Origin of the sequence: Alishewanella maricola (assembly GCF_016343785.1) — a bacterium.
Classification (GTDB): domain Bacteria; phylum Pseudomonadota; class Gammaproteobacteria; order Enterobacterales; family Alteromonadaceae; genus Alishewanella; species Alishewanella maricola.
In genome coordinates this window covers 271,787-295,070 of record NZ_JAEINI020000005.1, presented here as the reverse complement: position 1 = coordinate 295,070, position 23,284 = coordinate 271,787, and the positions used below count along the sequence as shown (strand labels likewise).

Below are 23,284 nucleotides of genomic sequence, written 5' to 3'. Positions count from 1 at the left end.
GTGCCTTTGCTTCATCGCAAGTCTGCTCACGGGCTGCGGTTTTCACTTGCGCGGTAACTTGCCGTTAAGTCAATTTCCGGCTATTTACCTGCAAAGCGATGCGCATTCTGAGTTAGCCGCTTTGCTTAATCAGCGTTTTCAACAAAACGACGTTGAACTGCTGAGCAGCTATCAAAGCAATCGGCCGTCATTGGTTTTACAGCAAGACACACTTGAGCGTCGAACCCTATCGCTGTTTGCCAATGGTCAGGTTGCCGAATACGAACTGATCTACAAAGTGGAGTATCAGATCCAACTACCAGATCAAGAACCACAAAAATATCAGTTTGAACTGTTCCGCGATTATCAAGACGATCCGAATCAGGCTTTAGCCAAAGCGCAAGAGCTTGAGTTGCTGCTTAAGGAGCTGAGACAACAAGCGGCTAACCGGATTATTCGTCAGCTTGCGCGTTTGGGCTAATGCAAAAACTCTACGCGAATCAACTGCCAGCACAACTGCAACAGGGTCTCGCACCCTGTTATTTGTTGTTTGGTGAAGAGCCACTGCAAAAACTCGAAGCCATCGAGCAAATCCGTCTTGCCGCTAAACAGCAAGGCTATTTAGAACGCTTGAGCTTTAGTGCCGATGCGCAATTTGATTGGCAAGATTTACAAAATGAATTAAGCGCGATGTCGCTGTTTGCCGAGCGGCGACTGATTGAGCTTGAACTGGCGCAAAATAAATTAGCGGCTGCGGCCAATGACGCTTTAAAACAGCTCGCGGCACAATTGCACCCTGATATTATTTTAGTCGTGCACGGCAATCGTAATCATAGTGAAGTGAGTAAACTGGTTTGGTTTAAACAACTCCAGAACAGCGCAGTACAAGTGCCGATATATGCTTTAGATGAGCGGCAGCAGCGGCAATGGTTACAACAACGAGCCCAGCAGTTAAATCTGCAACTGACCAGTGACGCCCTGCAATTATTACAACAACATTGTGCGGGTAATTTACTGGCTTCTCGCCAGGAATTAGAAAAGCTTTGCCTTACCCATCCCCATGAACGGATTGATGCCGAGCAATTTAGTCGCTTTTTAGCTGACCACTCCAGTTTTACCGTATTTCAATTGGTCGATGCTTTGCTAACAGGGCACAGTGCCGATGCCTTACATCGCTTAACTCGGCTGCTCGATCAAGATACCGAGCCAGTGATTATTGCCTGGCAATTACAAAAAGAGTTACTGCAGTTACGCCAACTCTCGGTAGCACAGCAAAGTGGTCATACTAACGCCATGTTTAAACAACTCGCTATTTGGCCAAAACGCCAACCTTTGTATCTGCAAGCGATAAAAAGGCTGACGCTGCGCTGGCAAGATTATTTACTGCAAGAGCTGGCAGCCTTTGATCGTTTATATAAAGCCGGCAAAATGAGCGATCCCAGTTTAGCGCTGGCCCATCTGGCCACCTTATTCTGTCATCCACTTTCACGCGCTTTTTCTTTGCAGCAGCATGATGACTAAGCCCCTACTCGGTATCTTTGGTGGCACTTTCGATCCGATCCATCGAGGCCATCTGGCTTGTGCCCGCTACGTTGTTGAACATTGTGCTTTAAAGCAATTAGCGCTGATGCCTTGCCATTTGCCGCCGCATCGTGCGACCCCCGGCGTGAGCAGTGAACAACGGGCCGCTATGGTAAAGTTGGCTATTGCTAACGAACCGACTATGCGTCTGGAGCGCTTAGAGCTCAACCGCACTAGCCCAAGTTACACCGTCGATAGCTTAAGAGCGTTGAAACAACAGCAACCCGATACCACGCTGGCATTTATTATTGGCATGGATTCTTTACAGTATTTCACGAAATGGCATCAATGGTTGCAAATCCTCGAGCTGGCGCATTTAATTGTTTGTCGCCGCCCAGGGTATAGCGCCGATCAAGGTGATGCCCCCATGTTACTCGCACGCTATGGCGCCACGCTGAGCCAGCTGCAACAACAAGATGCCGGAAAAATTTTACTTTTAGATAACCCTGATTTTTACGAAAGCGCCACCTTTGTCAGACAACAACTTGCCAGTGATCGTCGTGTGCAAGCCATGTTACCTGCCGAAGTTCTAGAATATATTCGTCAACACGCACTCTATGGCTGTTGAGTTCTGTTTACCTGGATAAAATGTGGTAAAATGCCGCTTTTTCATTGCTACTGAGGATCAAGGGTGCAAACAAACGAACTGGTTGCTTTTGTTACTGACAAAATCGACGACATGAAAGCCCGTGACATTGTCACGTTAGATGTACGCGGTAAATCAAGCGTCACTGAATTTATGGTAATTTGTTCAGGAACTTCTAGCCGCCATACCAAGTCTATTGCTGGATACTTGGCCGCCGAAGTGAAAAAAATCGACGTGCAGCCACTAGGCATAGAAGGTGAAGCATCAGGCGAATGGGTGCTGCTCGATCTTGGAGATGTTGTCGTCCATGTTATGTTGGAAGAAAGCCGTAACTTTTATCAACTGGAAAAACTCTGGGGCGGTTAACTTAGTATGAAGTTAATCCTGATCGCCGTTGGCACCAAAATGCCGAGTTGGGTGCAAAGCGGCTTTGAGGAGTATGCGCGGCGCTTTCCGCGTGATATGCCTTTTGAATTAATTGAGATCAGTGCCGGCAAGCGTGGTAAAAACGCGGATATCAAACGTATTTTAGAACTCGAAGGTGAAAAAATGCTGGCTGCCGTGCCTAAAGGTAGTCGGATTGTGACCTTAGAGGTTACCGGTGCCAACTGGAGTAGCCCGCAGTTGTCGGGCAAACTACAAGAATGGCAACATGATGGCCGTGATGTTTGTTTTCTGATCGGCGGACCTGAAGGTCTGTCTCCTGCCTGTATCGATGCCAGTGAAGCCAAGTGGTCATTGTCGGCGCTAACCATGCCCCATCCCATGGTGCGTGTGGTTATGGCTGAAGCCTTGTACCGCGCTTGGAGTATCAGTACCAACCACCCTTATCATCGCGAGTAAGCATGTTAAAAAAACGCGTGGCCATGCAGGATGTCGAAGCTGAACATCGCTTGTTTAATCATCGAGCCGTGTTTGCTATGGTGTTTGTGGTGCTGATGTTCGCGGTGATCGTGGTCAATATGTATCACTTGCAAGTCACCTCTTATCAAGCTTACCAAACACGCTCAGAAGGCAACCGCATTAAAGTATTGCCGCTGGCACCCAATCGCGGATTAATCACCGACCGAAATGGCATCTTATTGGCAGAAAACCGCCCAGTATTCTCGTTAGAGCTAGTGCCCGAGCAAATCAGTGATATGCCGACCACACTGCAAGAACTCAGTGCCTTAATTGAAATCAGTGAAGAGCAACAAACGAATTTTTTAAAAGAGGTTCGCCAACAACGTCGATTTAATAGCATTACCTTAAAAGAGCAATTAAATGACGAAGAAGTAGCGCGCATCTCGGTTAACCTGCACCGCTTACCCGGGGTGACCGTTGAAGCCCGCTTAAGCCGCTATTATCCTTTCGGCGATTTATTTACCCACGCACTCGGTTATATCGGCCGCATTAATACCAATGATTTAAAACAGTTAGAAGAAAACGATCAACTGGCCAATTATGCTGCTTCTCGTGATATTGGTAAGATCGGCTTAGAGCGCTATTACGAAACAGAATTGCACGGCATTATGGGTTATCAAGAAGTTGAAGTGAATAACCGTGGTCGACTGATCCGCGTGCTGCGCTCTGTCCCCGCAAGCTCAGGTAAAAACATTAAGCTGAATATCGATGTTGGCTTGCAATTAACCGCACAACAAATTTTACTCGAAAAACGTGGCGCCATTGTGGCCATGGACCCGCGAGATGGCGCTATTTTGGCCTTTTACAGTAACCCAAGTTACGATCCGAATTTATTTGTGCATGGCATTAGCAGTAAAAACTATAATGCTTTGCTCAACTCAGCCGATCGGCCGCTGATTAACCGTGTTACCCAAGGTGTCTATCCGCCAGCATCGACCATCAAACCACATTTAGCACTACTCGGGCTAGAAACCAATACGATTTCAGCCAACACGCGCATTTGGGATCCGGGTTTCTTTCAATTACCCGGCGTGGAACATCGCTATCGCGACTGGAAACGTTGGGGCCACGGCTGGGTTGATGTCTATACCGCGATAGTCGAAAGCTGTGATACCTTTTTCTATGACATGGGCGTTAAGTTAGGTATTGATCGGGTATCTGACTATATGCAAAAGATGGGCTTTGGCGAAAAAAGTGGTATTGATATTCATGAAGAATCAAACACGATAATGCCCTCTCGCGGTTGGAAACGCGCCCGGCATAACCAACCTTGGTACCATGGTGATACCGTGGCCATCAGTATCGGCCAAGGCTATTGGACCATCACACCGCTACAGCTATTAGTGTCGACTGCCGTACTGCTCAATAATGGCCTGCAGCCCACACCACATATTGTGCGGGAACTTAGTAATGATTTGGGCACAGAATCGATCGACACTACACCACAAGAGGTGATGCAGGTTGTGAACCCTCGTAATTGGCAAGTGGTACGCGATGCCATGCAGCAAACTGTGACCACACAAAAAGGTACGGCTTTTAATGCTTTTAAAGGTGCCACCTATACCTCAGGGGGCAAAACCGGTACCGCCCAAGTCGTTAGCATCGCGCAAGATGCAAAATACGATGCGAATAAGTTAGACGAAAGGCTGCGCGATAATGCCATGTATATTGGTTATGCCCCTGCGGACGCACCCACTATCGTCATTGCGGTAACAGTAGAAAATACCGGTGGTGGTGGCAGTACCGCAGCGCCCATCGCTAGGCAAATGCTCGACTATTATTTTAGCGCTGAGGTGAATAATAACGATGAATAATAGTTTAGTGAATCCACCTAATCGCATCAGTAAATTGGCTTTTTTTCATATTGATACGCCGTTATTGTTAGGCTTGCTGACCTTAATGAGCTACGGCTTGATTGTACTTTACAGCGCCTCAGGGCAAAACGAAGGCATGCTAGAAGGTCAGTTAATTCGGCTTGGCTTAGCCTTAACCGTGATGATCGCATTTGCACAAATTAACCCTCAAACTATTCGGCGCTGGTCATTTCCATTATTTATCTTCGGCACCCTTCTATTGGTTTGTGTATTGTTGTTTGGCCACGTGGGTAAAGGTGCGCAACGTTGGCTAGATTTGGGTTTTATGAAGTTTCAGCCTTCAGAAGTTATGAAGTTGGCAGTGCCAATGGCTATTGCTTGGTTTATTTCGTCGCATAACTTACCCCCACGATTGCATCATTTGCTGGTGGGTTTTCTGATGTGTTTGATCCCTACACTACTGATCGCGAAACAACCGGATCTCGGCACTTCGATCCTGATTGCTACCGCGGGCATTTTTGTGTTGTTTATGGCCGGTATGAGCTGGCGATTAATCGGTTTTATTGCGGCCCTGATCTCGGCTTTTGCCCCAGTGATGTGGCTATTTTTAATGCATGATTATCAACGTAAGCGCGTACTGACTTTTATCAACCCCGAAAGCGATCCGCTCGGTTCGGGCTATCATATTATCCAGTCAAAAATCGCGATTGGCTCTGGCGGTGTGGATGGTAAAGGCTGGATGCAAGGAACCCAGTCGCAACTGGAATTTTTACCCGAGCGCCATACCGACTTTATCTTCTCAGTACTCAGTGAAGAGTTTGGTTTAATTGGCGTTTTAGTGTTGTTAGCCATCTATCTTTTTATTATTGGCCGGGGCTTGCTAATCGCAGCCCGCGCACAGGATAATTACAGTAAGTTAGTCGCAGGCAGCTTTACTCTCACCTTCTTTGTTTATGTCTTTGTAAATATCGGGATGGTGTCAGGTTTGTTGCCCGTAGTCGGCGTGCCTTTACCCCTGGTGAGTTACGGTGGAACATCCATGGTAACCATGATGGCCGCATTCGGTATTATCATGTCCGTTAGTACGCATAAACGTAGTATAGCCAAGACCTAATATGAACACTATTCGCCTAGTTAGTTTAATAATATTAAGCAGCTTGCTGCTCAATGCTTGTAGCAGCAAGTCGCCGCCATCCAATCAATCCGGCATCGAAAAACAAATGTCGCCGAATGCCGGCCGTTATCAGCAAGATAGCGACAGCAAACCCGATAGGTTACCGACGCTATTAGAAATGACCGATCCCACCCCCAATGCGGAACCATTAAGTCGCGGGGGGAATAAACCGTACAACATTTTTGGCATCGATTACTTACCGATGGCACAAGCCACCGAGCATGAAGAGATCGGTATTGCCTCTTGGTATGGCAACAAGTTTCATGGTCATTACACGTCAAATGGTGAAACTTATAATATGTTTGCCATGACCGCCGCACATAAAACGCTGCCCTTACCCTCTTATGTTCGAGTCACTAATTTAGACACGAAACAAAGTGCAATTGTTCGAGTGAATGATCGTGGCCCATTTCATCAAGACCGTGTGATTGATTTGTCTTATTCCGCTGCTTATAAAATAGGCATGTTGCAGCGCGGTACAGCTAGGGTTAAGCTTGAACTGTTAAAATCGCCGGCGATGCTGGCGCAGCAATCAAGCAGTGCTATTAGCACGGGTGTTGTACTTAACCGTCAATGTTATATTCAACTGTTTGCCAGCAGTGATAACAAAAAAGCGACACAATTGCAGCAGCAGGTAGCAAAGCAATGGTCAGTACCTACTGAAGTGCGAGCCGGCAATGGCTTGTATCGACTGTTAGTTGGCCCAACCGCTGATCTGCAATTAGCGCAAAACTGGCTTAACCGTTTCCGGTCAGCAAGTTACCCGGAAGCCTTTTTTATCGATGGCCGCCAATGCGGCTAAGATGTGTAACCCGGAAACCCAACTCAAAGAACAGGTGCCATGACTAGTTACCCACAATTTATTACTGCCGCTACGCTGGCTATTAGCAGCCTTTGTTTTACTGCCTCATTAACAGCACAAACGGTGACGCCACAAGCGCCAACGGTTGCTGCCAAAGGCCATATTCTTATTGACTATAATACGGGTACTGTTCTGTCGGAAGAAAACGCCGATATGTCTTTAGCCCCTGCCAGCCTGACCAAAATGATGACGATATACGTTATCGGCATGGAATTAAAACAAGGCAATATCAGCCTTGATGATATGGTCACCATCAGCGAGCGCGCCTGGTCGAAAAACTTTCCGGGTTCATCATTAATGTTTATTGAAGTGGGCACTCAGGTCTCCGTTGCTGATTTAAGCCGCGGTATCATGATCCAATCTGGTAATGATGCTTGTGTGGCGATGGCTGAGCATATTGCCGGTACCGAAAGCGCTTTTGTTGATTTAATGAATGCCCATGCTGAACGTTTGGGTATGAACAACAGCCGTTTTAGTAACAGCCACGGCCTGCATTTAGAAGACCAATACACCACGCCTCGTGATATGTCTTTGTTATCACAAGCGTTAATTCGTGATGTACCTGATTTATACGCGCTGTATTCTGAAAAAGAATTTAGTTACAACAATATCCGTCAATCAAACCGTAACTCCTTGTTGTGGGATCGCAGTTTAGAAGTCGACGGTATTAAAACCGGTTATACCAAAGAAGCCGGTTATAGCCTGATCACCTCAGCGGTGCGTGAAGATATGCGCTTAGTCTCTGTGGTGATGGGTACGGCCAACGAGCGCGCTCGTGCCGCAGAAAACAAAAAACTGTTAACTTATGGCTTTCGCTTTTTTGAAACCTTTGCCCCTTATCAAGCTGGTGAAAAAATCAGTGAACAACGTATATGGCAAGGCAGCAAAGAAAGCATTGCGCTGGGTTTAGCTAAAACCAACAGCATCACGTTGCCACGCGGGCAGCGTAAAAGTTTAAAAGCCGAAGTGCGCTTGGATCAGCAGCTGGTTGCCCCCATATCTGCGGGACAAGTAGTCGGTCAGTTATATGTGCAGGTAGCAGAGCAAGATGTGGCTATTTACCCGCTGGTTGCACTGGAAACCGTTGAACAAGGTGGTTTTTTCAGTCGGTTAGTTGACTACGTTAAAATGAAATTCAACTAAGTCTAGGTGCGGCAAGAAAAGAGTCCCGGCAGCTGTCGGGATTTTTTGTTAAAATACCTAAGACAATGCAAAAGAGACAACAACATGGTTACTGAAGTAAAAAACACCAAATTTGATGAGTATCTGGAATTCCCCTGCCAATTTAATTTTAAAGTGCTAGGGATTGCAGAAAGCCGTTTGGTTGACGATGTGATGATGGTGATCCAGCAACATACTGAGGCCACCGATTACAGCCCATTGGTTAAACCTAGCGCCAAAGGTAATTATCATTCCGTCTCGGTGAAAGTCACGGTAACCAGTAAAGAACATATTGAATTGCTGTACACCGAACTTGGCAAAATTGAACTGGTACGTTACGTCCTGTAAAGCAGCTAAACATACCATAAAGTTCGTATTAGCCAGATAATTCATTATAATGCAGCCAGTTTTTTACGGAGTTAGCCGTGTCTGTCAATGAACAACTTGTGATCCGTGAGTTAGGACTACAAGATTACACTCACATCTGGCAACAGATGCAGCAATTTACCGATAATCGGCATAGCGATACACCCGATGAAATTTGGCTATTGCAACATCAGCCGGTATTCACACAAGGCCAAGCAGGGAAAGAAGAACATCTGTTATTTCCTGGCGATATTCCGGTGGTTAAAGTCGATCGCGGCGGTCAAGTGACTTATCATGGCCCTGGCCAGTTAGTGGTTTATGTCTTATTAGATATTAAGCGGCGTCAGCTTGGTGTTAGAAACCTAGTGACCATGCTAGAGCAAATATTGGTCGAACTGCTACAGCGCTACCAGATTAATGCCGCGGCTAAAGCGGATGCGCCTGGCGTCTATGTCGATGGGGCTAAAATTGCTTCATTAGGCTTACGCGTGCGCAAGGGTTGCACCTTTCACGGCTTAGCACTGAATGTTGATATGGACTTAACCCCCTTTCAACGTATTAATCCTTGTGGGTATGCCGGCATGCAAATGATCCGTAGCGCTGATCTGGGTGGACCACAAAGCATCGCCGAAGCGAGTAAACTGATCGCAGAATTATTTCAACAGCACTTGGCCATTACAGTACCAGTGTTCAAAACGGGGTTAGAAAATTAATATGACCAAAACAGCACGTATGGAACCCGGCGTTAAATTGCGCGATGCCGAAAAAATGGCGCTGATCCCTGTTAAAGTGTTACCCACCGAGCGTGCAGAAATGCTGCGCAAGCCTGACTGGCTAAAAATCAAATTACCGAAAAGCTCTGAACGTATCGACGAAATTAAAGGGGCATTACGCAAACACGGTTTGCATTCGGTCTGTGAGGAGGCATCATGCCCTAACCTCTCTGAGTGTTTTAATCATGGTACGGCAACCTTTATGATCTTGGGTGCTATCTGTACCCGTCGTTGCCCATTTTGTGATGTTGCGCACGGTCGACCATTACCACCGAGCGCCGAAGAGCCAGAAAAACTCGGCCTAACCATTCGCGATATGAAATTAAAATATGTGGTGATTACCTCAGTCGATCGCGATGATTTACGCGATGGGGGTGCACAGCATTTTGCGGACTGTATTGACGCCATCCGGAAATACAACCCCGAAATCAAAATTGAAGTATTGGTGCCCGATTTCCGTGGTCGGATGGATGTGGCATTAGACATCTTAAGCAAAAGCCCACCGGATGTGTTTAACCACAACTTGGAAACGGCACCACGCCTCTATAAATTGGCTCGCCCGGGTGCCGATTACAAATGGTCACTGCAATTGTTAAAGCGCTTTAAAGAAGCGCACCCGAACGTCGCGACTAAATCTGGCTTAATGGTGGGTTTAGGCGAAACCACAGAAGAATTGCTGGAAGTGCTGCGCGATCTGCGGGAACACAAGGTCGATATGCTCACCGTAGGACAGTACTTACAACCGAGCAAACACCATTTACCGGTAAAACGTTATATGCCACCGGCCGAGTTTGATGAAATCAAAACCTTTGCCGATAGCATCGGTTTTAAACATGCCGCCTGCGGTCCTTTTGTTCGTTCAAGCTATCATGCTGATCGCCAAGCCGCGGGTGAAGATATTCTTAGCCATAAAATCTAAATAAAATTTTGCTTAGTAAAAAACGCCGCGTTTATCGTGGCGTTTTGCTATAAAGCTTATACACCATCAGAAGCCTGTTGCGACAACCGCTCTCTCGCTTATTAACTGCCTTATAAAATCGACAGAGCCTGATTAAATTATACAAAGCGATTTCCGTTATAGCTGCTAATGGTTTAAGCTTAAAACAACTAATTAAAAGGTGGGTATGATGGAGCAACGGCATAACAAGCGTGTAAGATTTTTTAGCGAAGCCTTTTTAGCAGCTGCGGGTAAACGCTATCCTACCGAGATTTTTGACTTATCGTTAAAAGGTGCTCTGGTCAAAAAACCTAGCGAGCCCTTGCCAAACACGACTGAGCCTATGTTACTGCAATTGCAATTAAGTGGCTCGACCGAAGTACTGACCATGCAAGTCACCATTGCACACGAGCATGCCGATTACATAGGGCTACATTGCACAAAGATTGATATTGATAGCATCAGCCATCTGCGGCGTTTATTAGAATTGAATCTTGGTGATCCTGAGTTATTAAGCCGTGAATTAGCTGAGCTGAGTAATCTGGACTAACCTTCCACCTGTAACGCCGCAATCGCGGCAGGATAACCAAAGGCGGCCGCCGCTTGCATATAGCGTTGCCAGTGCTGCCACGCCTGTTGTTGCCGCGCTAAAAAAGCAAAATAATATTGTACGGGCATTAATTGCTCCGACTGTGCTAATTGCTGCTGTAACAGCTGCCAATATAACGGCGGTAATGCTGCCTCAAGATGGCGCATTGGGTTAAGCGCCGCGATCGGTCGATAAGCCTGCATATTCACCGCGCGACAAGTGTCTACCGGCGTAAGCGTTAAATCAGTAAGGTTGTTAATGGCATATTGCTGTTGATAACGGGTAACCAGCTCAGGGCTATTTCCGATCAACAAATTCGGCGCTATACGACCCGCCCGACATACCTCGCGCGCACTGATTGCTGACAGCGCATATTCATCTAAAAACCCAGCAATATGTAAAAACTCATGGCGCAGTAAGGCTAAATTCGCCTGTGCGGGTAACTGCACAATACCATTGTTATAACTGGCGATACCGCGCCCAGCCACCACCAGTAACTGCTGAAAATCACCCGCTAACACGGCGTCGCTTAACGCTTGATAATCACAGTGTATTCGAGAAGCCAACGCTTCTGAGCAATTTAAGACGGTGCTGGTAATACGCAGCAACGGCTTAAAACATACCGGCAAACTCGCCAATTGCGGATCAGCCTGCCAAGCTTGCTGCAGGCTGTGCCAACTACGTTCGCCCTCGGCTTGCGTCACAACCGGTTGCAGCGTTAAACGACAACCTGTTGGGCTTTGCCAAGCAACAGACATATTACCCGAGCTTTCTGGCCATAAGCCTAACTCCGACAAGATACTGTTCGGTAAGTCTGCGGTTAGCTGTGGTTGCTCTACTAACTGCTGTTGCAACCAATGCGCGGTTGCTAAAGGCCCTTCAAGCCGCTGCTGCAATTGAATAGCATGTAAAAAGGCATCGCTCGCGCCCAGCTTAGCAGCATGGCGCCACCACTGCAGCGAGGCTTCTAACTCGTTGCTTGCCAAGCGCTGCTGTGCCACGGTGCGAGCCGCTACGGCATCGGTTTGCGCTTTGGCCAGTAATTTTTGCTCGGTTGTCGACGACGACGGCTGACAACCCAACAGGCATAGAAAAACAAAAAAGCCAGCAAGCCGGCTTTTTTTCAAGAACTGACTTAACTTAGTTAAGATCAACTTGGGCATCACTGAGTGCTTCACCACGAAGGCGCGCCATTTCTAATCGTGCATAACGATGTTCAACAAACTCATAAACATTGGTTGCCAAGGCTTGATGGTAGTAAATCATCGCTTGTGCATTATTACCCTGGGCTTGATGCCATTTCGCTAAGTAAAAGTAGCTTTCGCATAGGCGTTCCGCTAACTGTTTACGATCGCTGACATCTTGCAACATGCTTTGCAATAACGCTTCTTCACTGAGTTGGCCCGCATAAAAGCGTACCAAATTGGTACTCCAATCTGTGGGTTCTAAGCGAGCAAGTTGTGTCGTTAAACTGGCTAGTGCAGCAGTTGCATCGGTTTCGGCAAAGCCAATATAGCGCCATAAGATCCGGTAAGGGTCGTCAGGCTTCGCTTGCAAAAACTGTTGAAAATCAGCTTGCGCAAGGTCATTACGGCCTGCGTAATAAAAGGCGATAGCGCGATTAAGATAAGCAAAATCATAATCCGGCGCTAACTCAAGCGTAGAATCAAAAGCTTCATACGCCTGATCAAAATTACCGCTAAGCGTGTAATGAATACCCATAAAATTATAGGCATCGGCCATGTCAGGCTTAAAACGCAACGCGCGCATAAAGTCTAAACGCGCCAACGAACGCAAACCAACGCTGTCGTACATCACGCCACGGTCATAAAACAACTGGGCACTTTGCTCATCAGTCAGCTCAGCCCGTTGTAGAATTTCCGTTAAACGGGCAATGGCCAGTTCATTACGATAAGGCACTGGCAAAGGCTCTGGTGTTAGCCAAGCTTGTTGCATAGTGACTGCAGGTTGCTGAGCGCAACCTGCTAAGCTCATTAGCCCCGTGATCAGGGCTAGCGGTAAGAGCACTCTTTTCACGTTAAGCTTCTGTTGGCGCTTCAGCAGCAGGCTTAGCCGCCGCTTCTTTGATGCTTAAACGTACGCGACCTTGCTTGTCAACTTCTAACACTTTAACGTCAACTTTTTGGCCTACTTGTAAGTGGTCAGCCACATTTTGCACGCGCTCATCCGAGATTTGTGAAATGTGCACTAAGCCATCTTTACCAGGTAACACGTTAACGAAAGCACCGAAATCAACGATACGCACCACTTCACCTTGGTAAATGGTACCCACTTCGATCTCAGCAGTAATCGCATTGATTTTGTCGATAGCGATTTGTGCCGCTTTAGCCGTGGTTGCAGCAATTTTGATGCTACCGTCGTCTTCCAGCTCAATCGTTGTACCTGACTCTTCAGTGATTTGACGAATAACTGCGCCACCTTTACCGATAACTTCACGGATTTTCTCCGGATTAATCTTCATGGTGTAAATACGTGGTGCATATTCAGACATCTCTTCACGGTGACCACTAATGGCTTGATCCATTACGTTCAGGATATGTAAACGCGCAGCTTTCGCCTGTTTTAACGCCGTTTGCATGATCTCTTTGGTAATACCGTCGATTTTGATGTCCATTTGCAAAGCAGTAATACCTTCCGTAGTACCGGCCACTTTAAAGTCCATGTCACCTAAGTGATCTTCATCACCTAAGATGTCAGATAAGACTACGAAATCGTCGCCTTCTTTTACCAAGCCCATCGCGATACCGGCTACAGACGCTTTGATAGGTACACCGGCATCCATTAAGGCTAATGATGAACCACAAACTGAAGCCATGGAGCTTGAGCCGTTTGATTCAGTGATTTCAGACACGATGCGTACCGTGTACGGGAAGTCTTCGAAGTCAGGCATTACGGCTAACACACCACGCTTCGCTAAACGGCCATGACCGATTTCACGGCGCTTCGGTGAACCAACCATACCGGTTTCACCCACACAGTACGGCGGGAAGTTGTAGTGCAACATAAAGGTATCAGTTTTCGCACTTAACAAGTCGTCGATGTTTTGCGCATCGCGCGCAGTACCTAAGGTACAGGTGACTAACGCTTGCGTTTCACCGCGAGTAAATAAAGAAGAACCGTGCGTACGTGGTAAGACACCCGTCATTACGCTTAAACCACGGATCATCTCTGGATCACGGCCATCGATACGCGGCTCGCCTTTAGTGATACGGCTGCGCACTACTTTACTTTCCAAGTCGTGGAAGATATCGCCAAATTCGTTTTTATTCAGCTCTTCGCCTTCCGCTAACTCTTCTGTTAACTTCGCTAGTAAGGCATTCTTAATTTCAGCTATACGCTCGTAACGTTTGGCTTTTTCTGTAATTTGGTAAGCTTCACCCAGATCAGCCGTTGCCAGTTCAGCAACTTTAGCGATCAACGGTAAGTTTTTCGCTGGAGCTTGCCAGTTCCAAGGTGTTTTTGCCGCTTCAGCCGCTAATTCATTGATGGCAGTAATGGCAGTTTGAAATTGCTCATGACCATACATGACTGCGCCTAACATCACGTCTTCTGACAGGATGCCCGCTTCAGATTCAACCATTAATACTGCGTTGTGCGTACCGGCAACAACCAAATCTAATTTCGAGCTTTTTAGCTCTTCTTCAGATGGGTTTAACACATATTGATTATTGATATAACCAACACGGGCAGCACCGATTGGGCCTGCAAATGGAATACCTGATAAAGCTAACGCAGCAGAAGTACCAATTAACGCTACGATATCCGGTTGAATTTCAGGCTGTACCGACACAACCGTGGCGATAACTTGCACTTCGTTAGTGAAGCCTTCTGGGAACAAGGGACGGATCGGACGGTCGATTAAACGACTGGTTAAAGTTTCGCCTTCACTTGGCCGACCTTCACGTTTGAAAAAGCCACCCGGGATCCGGCCAGCTGCATACATTTTTTCCTGGTAGTTTACGGTTAAAGGAAAGAAATCCTGACCAGGTTTAGGTTCTTTCTTACCAACGACAGTTACTAAAACAGAAGTATCTCCCAGGCTGGCCAGTACTGCGGCATCTGCCTGACGGGCAATTACGCCGGTTTCTAAAGTGAAAGTATGTTGGCCAAACTGAAATGATTTTACGATGGGAGTCACGTGTGTATTTCCTTAATCTTAATCGCCGAATTGCGATGTTTTTCTCTGTGTTTTTTACCTACACAGTATACTCTGTAACCTGTTACAAAAGATAGTTCAACACTTGGACTAACTTATTTTAAAAGGCATAAAAAAAGAGGCTAAAAAGCCTCTTTTTATTACAGCGTTAATAATTAACGACGTAAGCCTAAACGGCCGATCAGAGTAGCATAACGCTCCTGGTCTTTGCCTTTTAAGTAATCTAAAAGTTTACGACGCTGGCTAACCATACGTAACAAACCACGACGAGAGTGGAAATCGTGTTTGTGCTCAGCAAAGTGACCTTGCAGGTGAGTGATTGACGCAGTTAACAGGGCAACCTGTACTTCTGGTGAACCAGTATCGCCGGCTTTAACAGCGTAATCAGCAACGATTTGTGCCTTAACGGCAGCGCTTAATGACATGGTATGTCTCCAAATGTGAGTGAACTAAGATACGCTCACCGCCGATCACTCATCCAGCGGCAGCAAAACTGTTGTGCATTTTACCCGCCCTTGATGAGCTTTACAAGGTAAGTTAAGCGCTCAGTAACGATAAATTGACTAAACGACGACTACGAAGCTCTCCGCTCTCAATCGTGCCAATGCCAATAAACTGTGCCACCTGATTATACAGTTTTATACTGTCAATATCGGCATGGCTTAGCTGACAGGTTTGGCCATGCATAAGTGCGTGCTCTTGCTGAGCATCCAAGGTCAACGCTGGCATAGCAACCAAACCCGCGTCCATCGGCAATAATAAGTTGTCCAGCGCGGCCCAATCAGCAGCGGTGTTGAGTGGTTCCAGTGCGCTTGGCGCGAGCATTTGCGCTGCCGTAAAAGGACCTACTTGGATCCGATGTAACGCAGCCACATGCGCACCACAGCCCAAAGCTTCACCTAAATCATCAATTAACGTGCGAATGTAAGTCCCTTTAGAGCAATGCACAATAAAATCGGCACGATCAGCTGTACGCTGGACTAACTCGAAACGAAAAATACTGATAGGCCGTGCCGCGCGCGGAACTTCAATACCTTGGCGTGCATATTTGTATAAGGGTTGGCCTTGGTATTTAAGCGCTGAAAACATGGTCGGCACTTGTAAAATATCACCTCGCAACGCTTGCATAGCCTGTTCGAGATCGCTGTCAGTAAACTGTACCGGCTTTTCACTGATCACTTCCCCTTCAGCATCGCTAGTGCTAGTACGAACACCAAACAGGGCAGTCACTTGATAAGTTTTATCGGTATCCAGTAAAAACTGACTAAACTTAGTGGCTTCACCAAAACAAATGGGCAGTAAGCCAGACGCCATCGGATCTAAGGCGCCAGTATGACCGGCTTTAGCCGCTTGATATAACCAGCGTACTCGCTGCAAAATACCATTACTGCTCACTTCTAAAGGCTTGTCTAACAACAAGATACCATGCACTTGCCGAGCGTTTTTCCGCGCCCGCATTACGCTTCCTCGCCGCCTTTACGCTGCTCTTCCGCTGGCTCATCGTCGTTGTGACCGATTTCTTGGCGTTTACGTTGATCTTCTTGCCGTACCGATGCCACCAAGGTGGCCATCCGGATACCTTCGTTTAGCGACTGATCAAAAGCAAAACGAATGTGTGGCACGATGCGCGTCTCAATACGTTTACCAATTAAACTGCGCACATAACCGGCGGCATCATTCAAAATCTTTAAGTTGTCTTCGACTTTCTCGTTATCCATACCTAAAAAGGTGACAAATACCTTGGCATGCGATAAATCGCGAGACACTTCAACATCAGAAACGGTGATCATGCTGTGCAAGCGCGGATCTTTAATCTCACGTTGCAGGATCACCGCCATTTCTTTTTTCACTTGCTGTGAAAGCCGGTCTACCCGGGAAAATTCTTTGGCCATACCTTATTTCCTTGTTGCCCTGCTCAGCATTTTTGCTACTGAGTCATATTGGCATAAACACAACAGGGGCAACACGTGCCCCTGTATTAACGTGTCACGTCATCTATTATAGAGTACGTTCGACCTGAATAGTCTCGAACACTTCGATCTGGTCGCCTTCGCGCACGTCGTTGTAGTTCTTCACACCGATACCACATTCAAAGCCATTTCTAACTTCATTCACGTCGTCTTTAAAGCGGCGTAGTGATTCTAGCTCACCTTCGAAAATGACCACGTTATCACGCAGTACGCGGATTGGAGCATTTCGCTTGATTAAGCCTTCGGTAACCATACAGCCTGCAACAGCGCCAAACTTCGGCGAACGGAATACGTCACGAACCTGTGCTAAACCAATGATTTGCTGTTTAAACTCTGGTGCTAACATACCCGTCATCGCCGCTTTGACTTCGTCTAACAGTTCATAAATGATGCTGTAATAACGTAAATCTAGGCCTTCTTCTTCAACCAGTTTGCGCGCAGTACCATCGGCACGTACGTTGAAACCAATAACGATTGCTGATGATGCAGCAGCCAAGGTCACGTCAGTTTCAGTAATACCACCGACGCCTGAGCCAACAATCCGAACCTTCACTTCGTCTGTAGACAACTTCATCAAGGATTCAGTGATCGCTTGCACCGAACCTTGTACGTCACCTTTCAGAACGATATTCAGTTCAGAAACGTCACCTTCAGTCATGTTAGCAAACATGTTTTCCAGTTTAGATTTCTGCTGACGAGCCAGTTTTACATCGCGGAATTTGCCTTGACGATACAAGGCCACTTCACGGGCTTTACGCTCGTCTTTCACCACGGTGACTTCGTCACCGGCTTCCGGTACGCCAGATAAACCTAAGATCTCAACAGGAATTGACGGCCCAGCAGTTTTGATTTCTTTACCGTTTTCGTCACGCATTGCCCGCACACGGCCATATTCAAAACCACACAGCACCACATCGCCTTGCTTTAAGGTGCCTTCCTGAACCAGGATAGACGCCACAGGACCACGGCCTTTGTCTAAGCGTGATTCAATAACCACACCACGACCTAAACCTTTATGTACGGCTTTTAGTTCAAGCAATTCGGCTTGGTTCAAGATCGCTTCTAACAGATCATCAATACCTTCACCTGTTTTCGCAGATACTGGAACGAACTGTGTATCGCCACCCCAATCTTCTGAAATAACATCGAACTGTGATAATTCATTACGTACCCGATCTGGATCCGCTGAAGGCTTATCAATCTTGTTCACCGCAACCACTAAAGGCACGTTACCGGCTTTAGCATGTTGGATAGCTTCGCGAGTTTGTGGCATTACGCCATCGTCCGCCGCAACAACTAAAATAACGATATCGGTTGCTTTCGCTCCACGAGCCCGCATTGAAGTAAAGGCCGCGTGACCAGGTGTATCAAGGAAAGTCACCATGCCACGTTCAGTTTCTACGTGATAAGCACCGATATGCTGAGTAATACCACCGGCTTCGCCTGCGGCCACTTTCGCTTTACGGATGTAGTCCAGTAGTGAAGTTTTACCATGGTCAACGTGACCCATAACAGTCACAACCGGCGCTCGTGATTCTAATTCGCCCTGACCTTCACGATCAGACATGACCGCTTCTTCTAACTCGTTTTCTTTAGTCAGGGTAAACTTATGACCCATCTCTTCACAAACGATCGCAGCAGTTTCTTGGTCGATAACTTGGTTGATAGTCGCCATAGCGCCCATCTTCATCATGGTCTTGATCACTTCTGAAGCTTTAACGGCCATTTTAGAGGCCAGTTCAGCAACCGTAATGGTCTCACCAATTTTCACATCACGCTCAACAGGTTGTGCCGGCTTATTAAAGCCATGCTGCATACTCGTAGGCGTTTTCTTTTTCTTGGTGTGGCGATTAGCACGATTAAAGGCTTCTTTATCGTTACCATCGTCTTTCTTTTTACCTTTAGCTGGTGGGGCTTTTTTACCCACACCACGACGACCGGCACGCTCTTCTTTGGCGTCCACTTCGTCTTCAGCTTGCTTGGCAAATTCATTACTGGTTAAGTGATAATCGTCTTTTTCAGTCGATTTAGCCTTTTCTTCCTGCGCCCAACGCTCGCTGTTTTCTTCGGCTAATTTACGTGCGGCTTCAGCTTGCTTCTTGGCTTCTTCTTCTAGCTTACGCAGTGATTCAGCTTCTTGTTGCTGACGAATATGTTCAGCTTCTTTGCGCGCTTCTTCTTTCGCTGCACGACGAGCCGCTTCTTCCGGATCGTCTTTTAATAATTGTGCTTGCTTGGCTTCTTCGCGTTTTTTTGCTTCAGCGGCTTTGCGTTCCGCTTCTTCTTTCGCTTTAGCCATTTCTATTTCACGGGCTTTTTGTTCCGCTTCTTGACGAGCACGGTTGGCTTCAGCAATGGCTTTTTCTTCAGCTAAACGCGCTTCTTCTTGCGCTTTCAATGTTTCAGCATCAACTACCGGTTTTTTGATAAAGGTTTTTTGCTTACGCACTTCAACCTGGATCTCACGGTTACGGCCTGCGCCGCCAGCTACACTCAAGGTGCTCTTTTCTTTGCGTTTCAGCGTTAACTTAGCTGGCTCTGGCGCTTTTCCGCCATGGGCTTTGCTCAAGTGCTCTAGTAATTGTTTTTTCTCTTCTTCAGTTACCGATTGGCCTTTGGCCTTGGTAATACCTGCATCAGCAAATTGTTGGACTAACCGATCAACAGTTGTACCGACATCACTGGCCAGCTTTTCTATGGTGACTTCTGCCATTTGTGTTGTTACCTCCGTTGACTACTCAGTTACTTTCATTAAACCAGACAATATTACGAGCAGCCATTATTAACTCTGCAGCTTTATCTTCTGTCATTTCAACTAATTCTAATAAATCATCCACACCCAGTTCAGCCAAATCATCAAGGGTGGTCACCCCTTTGCTGGCGATAACATAAGCGGTATGCGTATCTAAACATTCTAAGGCCAACAATTGTTCTGTTGGCTTGGCATCTTCCAGTGATTCTTCACTGGCCAGTGCGCGTGTGGTCAGAATATCTTTGGCGCGGTTACGCAGTAACTCAACCGTTTCTTCATCTAAACCATCGATTGACAACAATTCGCTAATAGGCACGTAAGCTACTTCTTCTAGCGTAGAGAAACCTTCGTCAACCAGCACATCAGCAAAGTCTTCATCGATTTCAAGTGCGTCCATAAATACCTGACGAACTTTAGCCGTTTCTTCTTGATGCTTTGCTTTCATGGCAGCAACTGACATAACGTTCAGTTCCCAACCTGTTAATTGGCTTGCTAAACGCACGTTTTGACCATTACGACCAATCGCCATCGCCAGATTTGACTCTTCAACAGCGATATCCATAGAGTGGGCATCTTCATCAACAATGATAGAAGCAACTTCAGCCGGCGCCATAGCGTTAATTACAAATTGAGCATCGTTATCGTCATACAACACGATATCAACCCGCTCACCACCTAGCTCGTTTGACACTGCTTGCACACGTGAACCACGCATACCAACACAAGCACCTACAGGATCAATGCGACGGTCATTGCTTTTAACCGCAATCTTGGCACGTGAACCTGGATCGCGCGCTGCTCCGCGAAGTTCAATCATTTCTTCGCCAATTTCTGGCACTTCAATGCGGAACAACTCTAACAACATTTCTGGCTTGGCACGGCTTAAAAACAGCTGTGCACCACGAGCTTCTGGTTTTACATCAAATAATAATGTACGAATACGGTCACCTGGGCGATAGGTTTCACGCGGTAACATTTCTTCGCGTGGTAACATAGCTTCAGCATTGTTACCTAAATCGACGATAATACTTTCACGATTCACTTTTTTAACCACGCCGGTGACTAACTCACCCACTTGGTCAATATACGCTTCAACAACTTGTGAACGTTCAGCTTCACGTACTTTTTGTACGATAACTTGTTTCGCCATTTGCGTGGTGATACGGTCAAATTCGACAGAGTCGATTTGCTCTTCAACAAAATCACCTAACTTAATGTTTGGCTCGTCATACTGTGCTGCTGATAAAGTCATTTCACGGTATGGGTGTTCCATGACGGCATCATCTGCGATCACTTCCCAACGGCGGAAAGTATCATAACTACCGGTTTTGCGATCGATGCTAACCCGAACTTCAATATCGCCTTCATTTTTCTTTTTAGTGGCGGCGGCTAATGCAAACTCCAGTGCTTGGAAAATCTTTTCCCGTGGCACTGATTTTTCATTTGAAACCGCATCAACAACTAATAATATCTCTTTTGCCATTATATGCCTCGCTTTGACGCTAACCCGGGACGCTTAAAAAACCGGTACCACGTTTGCTTTATCAATATTATCGAAAAGCAAACTATAGGGTTTGCCATCCACTTCTATTACTAACATGTCGCCATCGAAGCTTGTTAGTAACCCTTTGAATTTACGTCGACTATCTTGAGGTATCGTTAATTTAACCTCAAGTTTATGGCCAACATATTGGGAGAATTGTGCTTCGGTGAACAACGGCCGATCCAAGCCTGGTGAAGATACTTCAAGGGTATACTCTGTTGGGATTGGATCCTCAACATCCAGCAAAGCGCTGATTTCTCGACTGATCAGGGCACAGTCTTCGACTGTAATGCCATCTGCTTTATCGATAAACACTCTCAGTGTGGTATGACGACCGGCTCGCACCAGTTCGATACCCCACAATAGATAACCGGCTGTCTCCACAGTCGGCGTCAGCAGCTCTGTTAGTTGCTGTTCTTGTTTAGCCAAAAAAACCTCCGAAACACAAATAAAAAATGGGCAAAGCGCCCATTACTGCATAAACACTAACTCCAGATACGAAAAAGCCCCGAACAAGCGGGGCGAATTCACATCCAATCATTACGCATATCGCCAATGCGCAATGAATATTTAATGGGGCGGGAGTTGTATCAACTTCTACGACCGCTGTTACGAAACCCCTTTCAAAAACTTATTAAGCTTGTAGCAATGAGTTTAACCTGTTGAGTTAAGACTTGTTGAAACAAATGTTAGTAATAAGTTTAAACTGAAAGTTGGTTGCGGGAGCCGGATTTGAACCGACGACCTTCGGGTTATGAGCCCGACGAGCTACCAGGCTGCTCCATCCCGCGTCCGTAACTGGTGCACATTATATAGTGCCTGTACTGATAGCGCAAGCTACTGCTTACGTTAATTTGGTGCCGAGAGCGGGACTTGAACCCGCACGTCCGAAGACACTACCCCCTCAAGATAGCGTGTCTACCAATTTCACCACCTCGGCGTATAAAACTTAATTACCTACCGGGATGTCGTTAACGTCATCTTTCTTGGCAGGAGCCTGTTCGGTTGTTACCGGGACAGATTGGAAAAATTCTGAGCCATCATCTGGCTTGCTTTGCTTAGCGGTTAGGTTACCTAATACTAAGCTCAACATAAAAAATAAAATTGCCAAAAAGGTAGTGGTTTTCGTTAAGAAATTACCTGTACCGCTTGAACCAAATACTGTACCAGAAGCACCAGCACCAAATGCTGCGCCCATGCTAGCGCCTTTACCGTGTTGAATTAACACTAATAAAATAAGGGCTAACGAAACTAACAAATAACAAATTACAAATAAATCGTACATGCTTATTCCTTTGCACTAAGGCAAATTTGCGCAAATTCTTCGGGTTTTAAGCTAGCACCGCCAACTAAAGCACCGTCTATGTCTGGTTGAGTAAATAATGCAGCACAATTTTCTGCATTAACACTGCCACCATATAAAATTTTTACCTGTTGCGCCGCGTCGGCATCATACTTAGCTAACTCAGCACGGATAAAGGCATGTATCTGTTGTGCCTGCTCCGGTGTTGCTGACTCACCAGTACCTATCGCCCAAATCGGTTCATATGCTAGCACCGATTTCTGCAGCAATTCGGGGTGCGAAGCATACACTGCCGCTAACTGTTTCGCAATAACCTGCTCGGTTTTTTCTTGCTGCCGTTCTGCTAACGTTTCGCCAATACATAAAAGGGGTGTTAAGCCTGCAGCGACTGCAGTGGCTACTTTTGCAGCAATTAGCTGATCAGTTTCAAATTGATATTCACGACGTTCAGAGTGCCCTACTAGTGCATAACGAGCGCCAGCCGCTAACAACAATTCAGCACTTATTTGGCCGGTATAGGCACCCGCTACATGCGCACTGATATCTTGACCGCCCAGCTGAAAAGCATGCGCTGTTGGAAAAGCACTTAACAACGTAGCGGGAGGGCAGATTAAAATATCCACTTGCGGTGCTATTGATTGCAATGTTGTGCTGATCATATTGACCAGCGCTGATGAGCCATTCATTTTCCAATTGGCGGCAACAAGCTTTTTACGTGACATTAGGCAGTATCCTTAGCTTACACCTGTTGATAGTAACTAAGCTTCTGCTTTAGAACAAGCTTTAGCCGCGGCAGCGCGGCTAATTGTCTATT

General features: G+C 46.5%; 24 protein-coding genes and 2 tRNA genes. 13 read left to right on the top strand and 13 right to left on the bottom strand.

What is annotated here, in order from left to right; all coding sequences use genetic code 11:
* Window positions 1-46: 46 nt before the first annotated feature.
* From JAO78_RS10165 to JAO78_RS10105, 13 genes are all read left to right on the top strand, one after another.
* A complete protein-coding gene (locus tag JAO78_RS10165; RefSeq protein ID WP_229586371.1) occupies window positions 47-460 on the top strand; it encodes an LPS-assembly lipoprotein LptE in 414 nt (137 codons plus the stop codon).
* Window positions 460-1,500 (top strand): DNA polymerase III subunit delta, encoded by a 1,041-nt coding sequence (gene holA / locus JAO78_RS10160; RefSeq protein WP_226751233.1) that lies wholly within the window; start codon window positions 460-462, stop codon window positions 1,498-1,500. The genes JAO78_RS10165 and holA overlap by 1 nt, the downstream gene beginning before the upstream one ends.
* Entirely contained in the window at window positions 1,490-2,128 is a 639-nt protein-coding gene (gene nadD / locus JAO78_RS10155) for a nicotinate-nucleotide adenylyltransferase (RefSeq protein WP_226751232.1), read from the top strand. The genes holA and nadD overlap by 11 nt, the downstream gene beginning before the upstream one ends.
* A 63-nt stretch (window positions 2,129-2,191) precedes the next feature.
* The gene (gene rsfS, locus JAO78_RS10150; protein WP_226751231.1) at window positions 2,192-2,512 is read left to right on the top strand and encodes a ribosome silencing factor; all 321 of its coding nucleotides are present in this window, start codon (window positions 2,192-2,194) and stop codon (window positions 2,510-2,512) included.
* A 6-nt stretch (window positions 2,513-2,518) separates the two neighbouring features.
* Complete coding sequence (gene rlmH, locus JAO78_RS10145) at window positions 2,519-2,989, top strand: 23S rRNA (pseudouridine(1915)-N(3))-methyltransferase RlmH (protein WP_226751230.1); 471 nt, start codon at window positions 2,519-2,521, stop codon at window positions 2,987-2,989.
* Between the two features lie 2 nt (window positions 2,990-2,991).
* Window positions 2,992-4,863, top strand: coding sequence for a penicillin-binding protein 2 (gene mrdA / locus JAO78_RS10140; protein WP_226751229.1), 1,872 nt, complete (start codon window positions 2,992-2,994; stop codon window positions 4,861-4,863).
* Window positions 4,856-5,977, top strand: a complete 1,122-nt coding sequence (gene rodA, locus JAO78_RS10135; protein WP_226751228.1) for a rod shape-determining protein RodA — start codon at window positions 4,856-4,858, stop codon at window positions 5,975-5,977. The genes mrdA and rodA overlap by 8 nt, the downstream gene beginning before the upstream one ends.
* Before the next feature lies 1 nt (window position 5,978).
* Window positions 5,979-6,839 carry a septal ring lytic transglycosylase RlpA family protein gene (locus JAO78_RS10130; protein WP_226751227.1) on the top strand — a complete coding sequence of 287 codons (861 nt, stop codon included), beginning with the start codon at window positions 5,979-5,981 and terminating at the stop codon, window positions 6,837-6,839.
* Window positions 6,840-6,878: 39 nt separating this feature from the next.
* On the top strand, window positions 6,879-8,042 hold the full coding sequence (locus JAO78_RS10125; RefSeq protein ID WP_226751226.1) for a serine hydrolase: 1,164 nt from the start codon (window positions 6,879-6,881) through the stop codon (window positions 8,040-8,042).
* Between the two features lie 84 nt (window positions 8,043-8,126).
* Window positions 8,127-8,408: a DUF493 family protein YbeD gene (gene ybeD / locus JAO78_RS10120; RefSeq protein ID WP_226751225.1), complete on the top strand. Its 282-nt coding sequence runs from the start codon at window positions 8,127-8,129 to the stop codon at window positions 8,406-8,408.
* Window positions 8,409-8,485: 77 nt separating this feature from the next.
* The gene (gene lipB / locus JAO78_RS10115; protein ID WP_226751224.1) at window positions 8,486-9,139 is read left to right on the top strand and encodes a lipoyl(octanoyl) transferase LipB; all 654 of its coding nucleotides are present in this window, start codon (window positions 8,486-8,488) and stop codon (window positions 9,137-9,139) included.
* Between the two features lies 1 nt (window position 9,140).
* The gene (gene lipA, locus JAO78_RS10110) at window positions 9,141-10,118 is read left to right on the top strand and encodes a lipoyl synthase (protein ID WP_226751223.1); all 978 of its coding nucleotides are present in this window, start codon (window positions 9,141-9,143) and stop codon (window positions 10,116-10,118) included.
* A 208-nt stretch (window positions 10,119-10,326) separates the two neighbouring features.
* The gene (locus JAO78_RS10105; RefSeq protein WP_226751222.1) at window positions 10,327-10,686 is read left to right on the top strand and encodes a PilZ domain-containing protein; all 360 of its coding nucleotides are present in this window, start codon (window positions 10,327-10,329) and stop codon (window positions 10,684-10,686) included.
* Here the strand turns inward: JAO78_RS10105 and JAO78_RS10100 are convergent.
* The 13 genes from JAO78_RS10100 to tpiA all read right to left on the bottom strand — a co-directional run bounded on the left by JAO78_RS10100 (window position 10,683) and on the right by tpiA (window position 23,192).
* Window positions 10,683-11,888 (bottom strand): hypothetical protein, encoded by a 1,206-nt coding sequence (locus tag JAO78_RS10100; RefSeq protein ID WP_226751221.1) that lies wholly within the window; start codon window positions 11,886-11,888, stop codon window positions 10,683-10,685. The two genes, JAO78_RS10105 and JAO78_RS10100, sit on opposite strands and share 4 nt — an antisense overlap.
* Window positions 11,866-12,762 (bottom strand): lipoprotein NlpI, encoded by an 897-nt coding sequence (nlpI, locus tag JAO78_RS10095; protein WP_226751220.1) that lies wholly within the window; start codon window positions 12,760-12,762, stop codon window positions 11,866-11,868. The genes JAO78_RS10100 and nlpI overlap by 23 nt, the downstream gene beginning before the upstream one ends.
* A 1-nt stretch (window position 12,763) precedes the next feature.
* Window positions 12,764-14,884 (bottom strand): polyribonucleotide nucleotidyltransferase, encoded by a 2,121-nt coding sequence (gene pnp, locus JAO78_RS10090; RefSeq protein WP_226751219.1) that lies wholly within the window; start codon window positions 14,882-14,884, stop codon window positions 12,764-12,766.
* A 173-nt stretch (window positions 14,885-15,057) separates the two neighbouring features.
* A complete protein-coding gene (rpsO, locus tag JAO78_RS10085; RefSeq protein ID WP_226751218.1) occupies window positions 15,058-15,327 on the bottom strand; it encodes a 30S ribosomal protein S15 in 270 nt (89 codons plus the stop codon).
* A gap of 112 nt (window positions 15,328-15,439) precedes the next feature.
* Window positions 15,440-16,360: a tRNA pseudouridine(55) synthase TruB gene (gene truB, locus JAO78_RS10080; RefSeq protein WP_226751217.1), complete on the bottom strand. Its 921-nt coding sequence runs from the start codon at window positions 16,358-16,360 to the stop codon at window positions 15,440-15,442.
* Window positions 16,360-16,794 (bottom strand): 30S ribosome-binding factor RbfA, encoded by a 435-nt coding sequence (gene rbfA / locus JAO78_RS10075; protein WP_226751216.1) that lies wholly within the window; start codon window positions 16,792-16,794, stop codon window positions 16,360-16,362. Before rbfA ends, truB begins: the two co-directional genes overlap by 1 nt.
* 106 nt (window positions 16,795-16,900) lie before the next feature.
* A complete protein-coding gene (gene infB / locus JAO78_RS10070; RefSeq protein ID WP_226751215.1) occupies window positions 16,901-19,585 on the bottom strand; it encodes a translation initiation factor IF-2 in 2,685 nt (894 codons plus the stop codon).
* A gap of 25 nt (window positions 19,586-19,610) precedes the next feature.
* On the bottom strand, window positions 19,611-21,107 hold the full coding sequence (gene nusA, locus JAO78_RS10065) for a transcription termination factor NusA (protein WP_226751214.1): 1,497 nt from the start codon (window positions 21,105-21,107) through the stop codon (window positions 19,611-19,613).
* Window positions 21,108-21,140: 33 nt separating this feature from the next.
* A complete protein-coding gene (gene rimP / locus JAO78_RS10060) occupies window positions 21,141-21,596 on the bottom strand; it encodes a ribosome maturation factor RimP (RefSeq protein WP_226751213.1) in 456 nt (151 codons plus the stop codon).
* Window positions 21,597-21,881: 285 nt separating this feature from the next.
* Window positions 21,882-21,958, bottom strand: a tRNA-Met gene (locus tag JAO78_RS10055).
* Between the two features lie 64 nt (window positions 21,959-22,022).
* Window positions 22,023-22,107 (bottom strand) — tRNA-Leu (locus tag JAO78_RS10050).
* Between the two features lie 9 nt (window positions 22,108-22,116).
* Window positions 22,117-22,452, bottom strand: coding sequence for a preprotein translocase subunit SecG (gene secG, locus JAO78_RS10045; RefSeq protein ID WP_226751212.1), 336 nt, complete (start codon window positions 22,450-22,452; stop codon window positions 22,117-22,119).
* A gap of 2 nt (window positions 22,453-22,454) precedes the next feature.
* On the bottom strand, window positions 22,455-23,192 hold the full coding sequence (gene tpiA / locus JAO78_RS10040) for a triose-phosphate isomerase (protein WP_226751211.1): 738 nt from the start codon (window positions 23,190-23,192) through the stop codon (window positions 22,455-22,457).
* Window positions 23,193-23,284 lie beyond the last annotated feature (92 nt).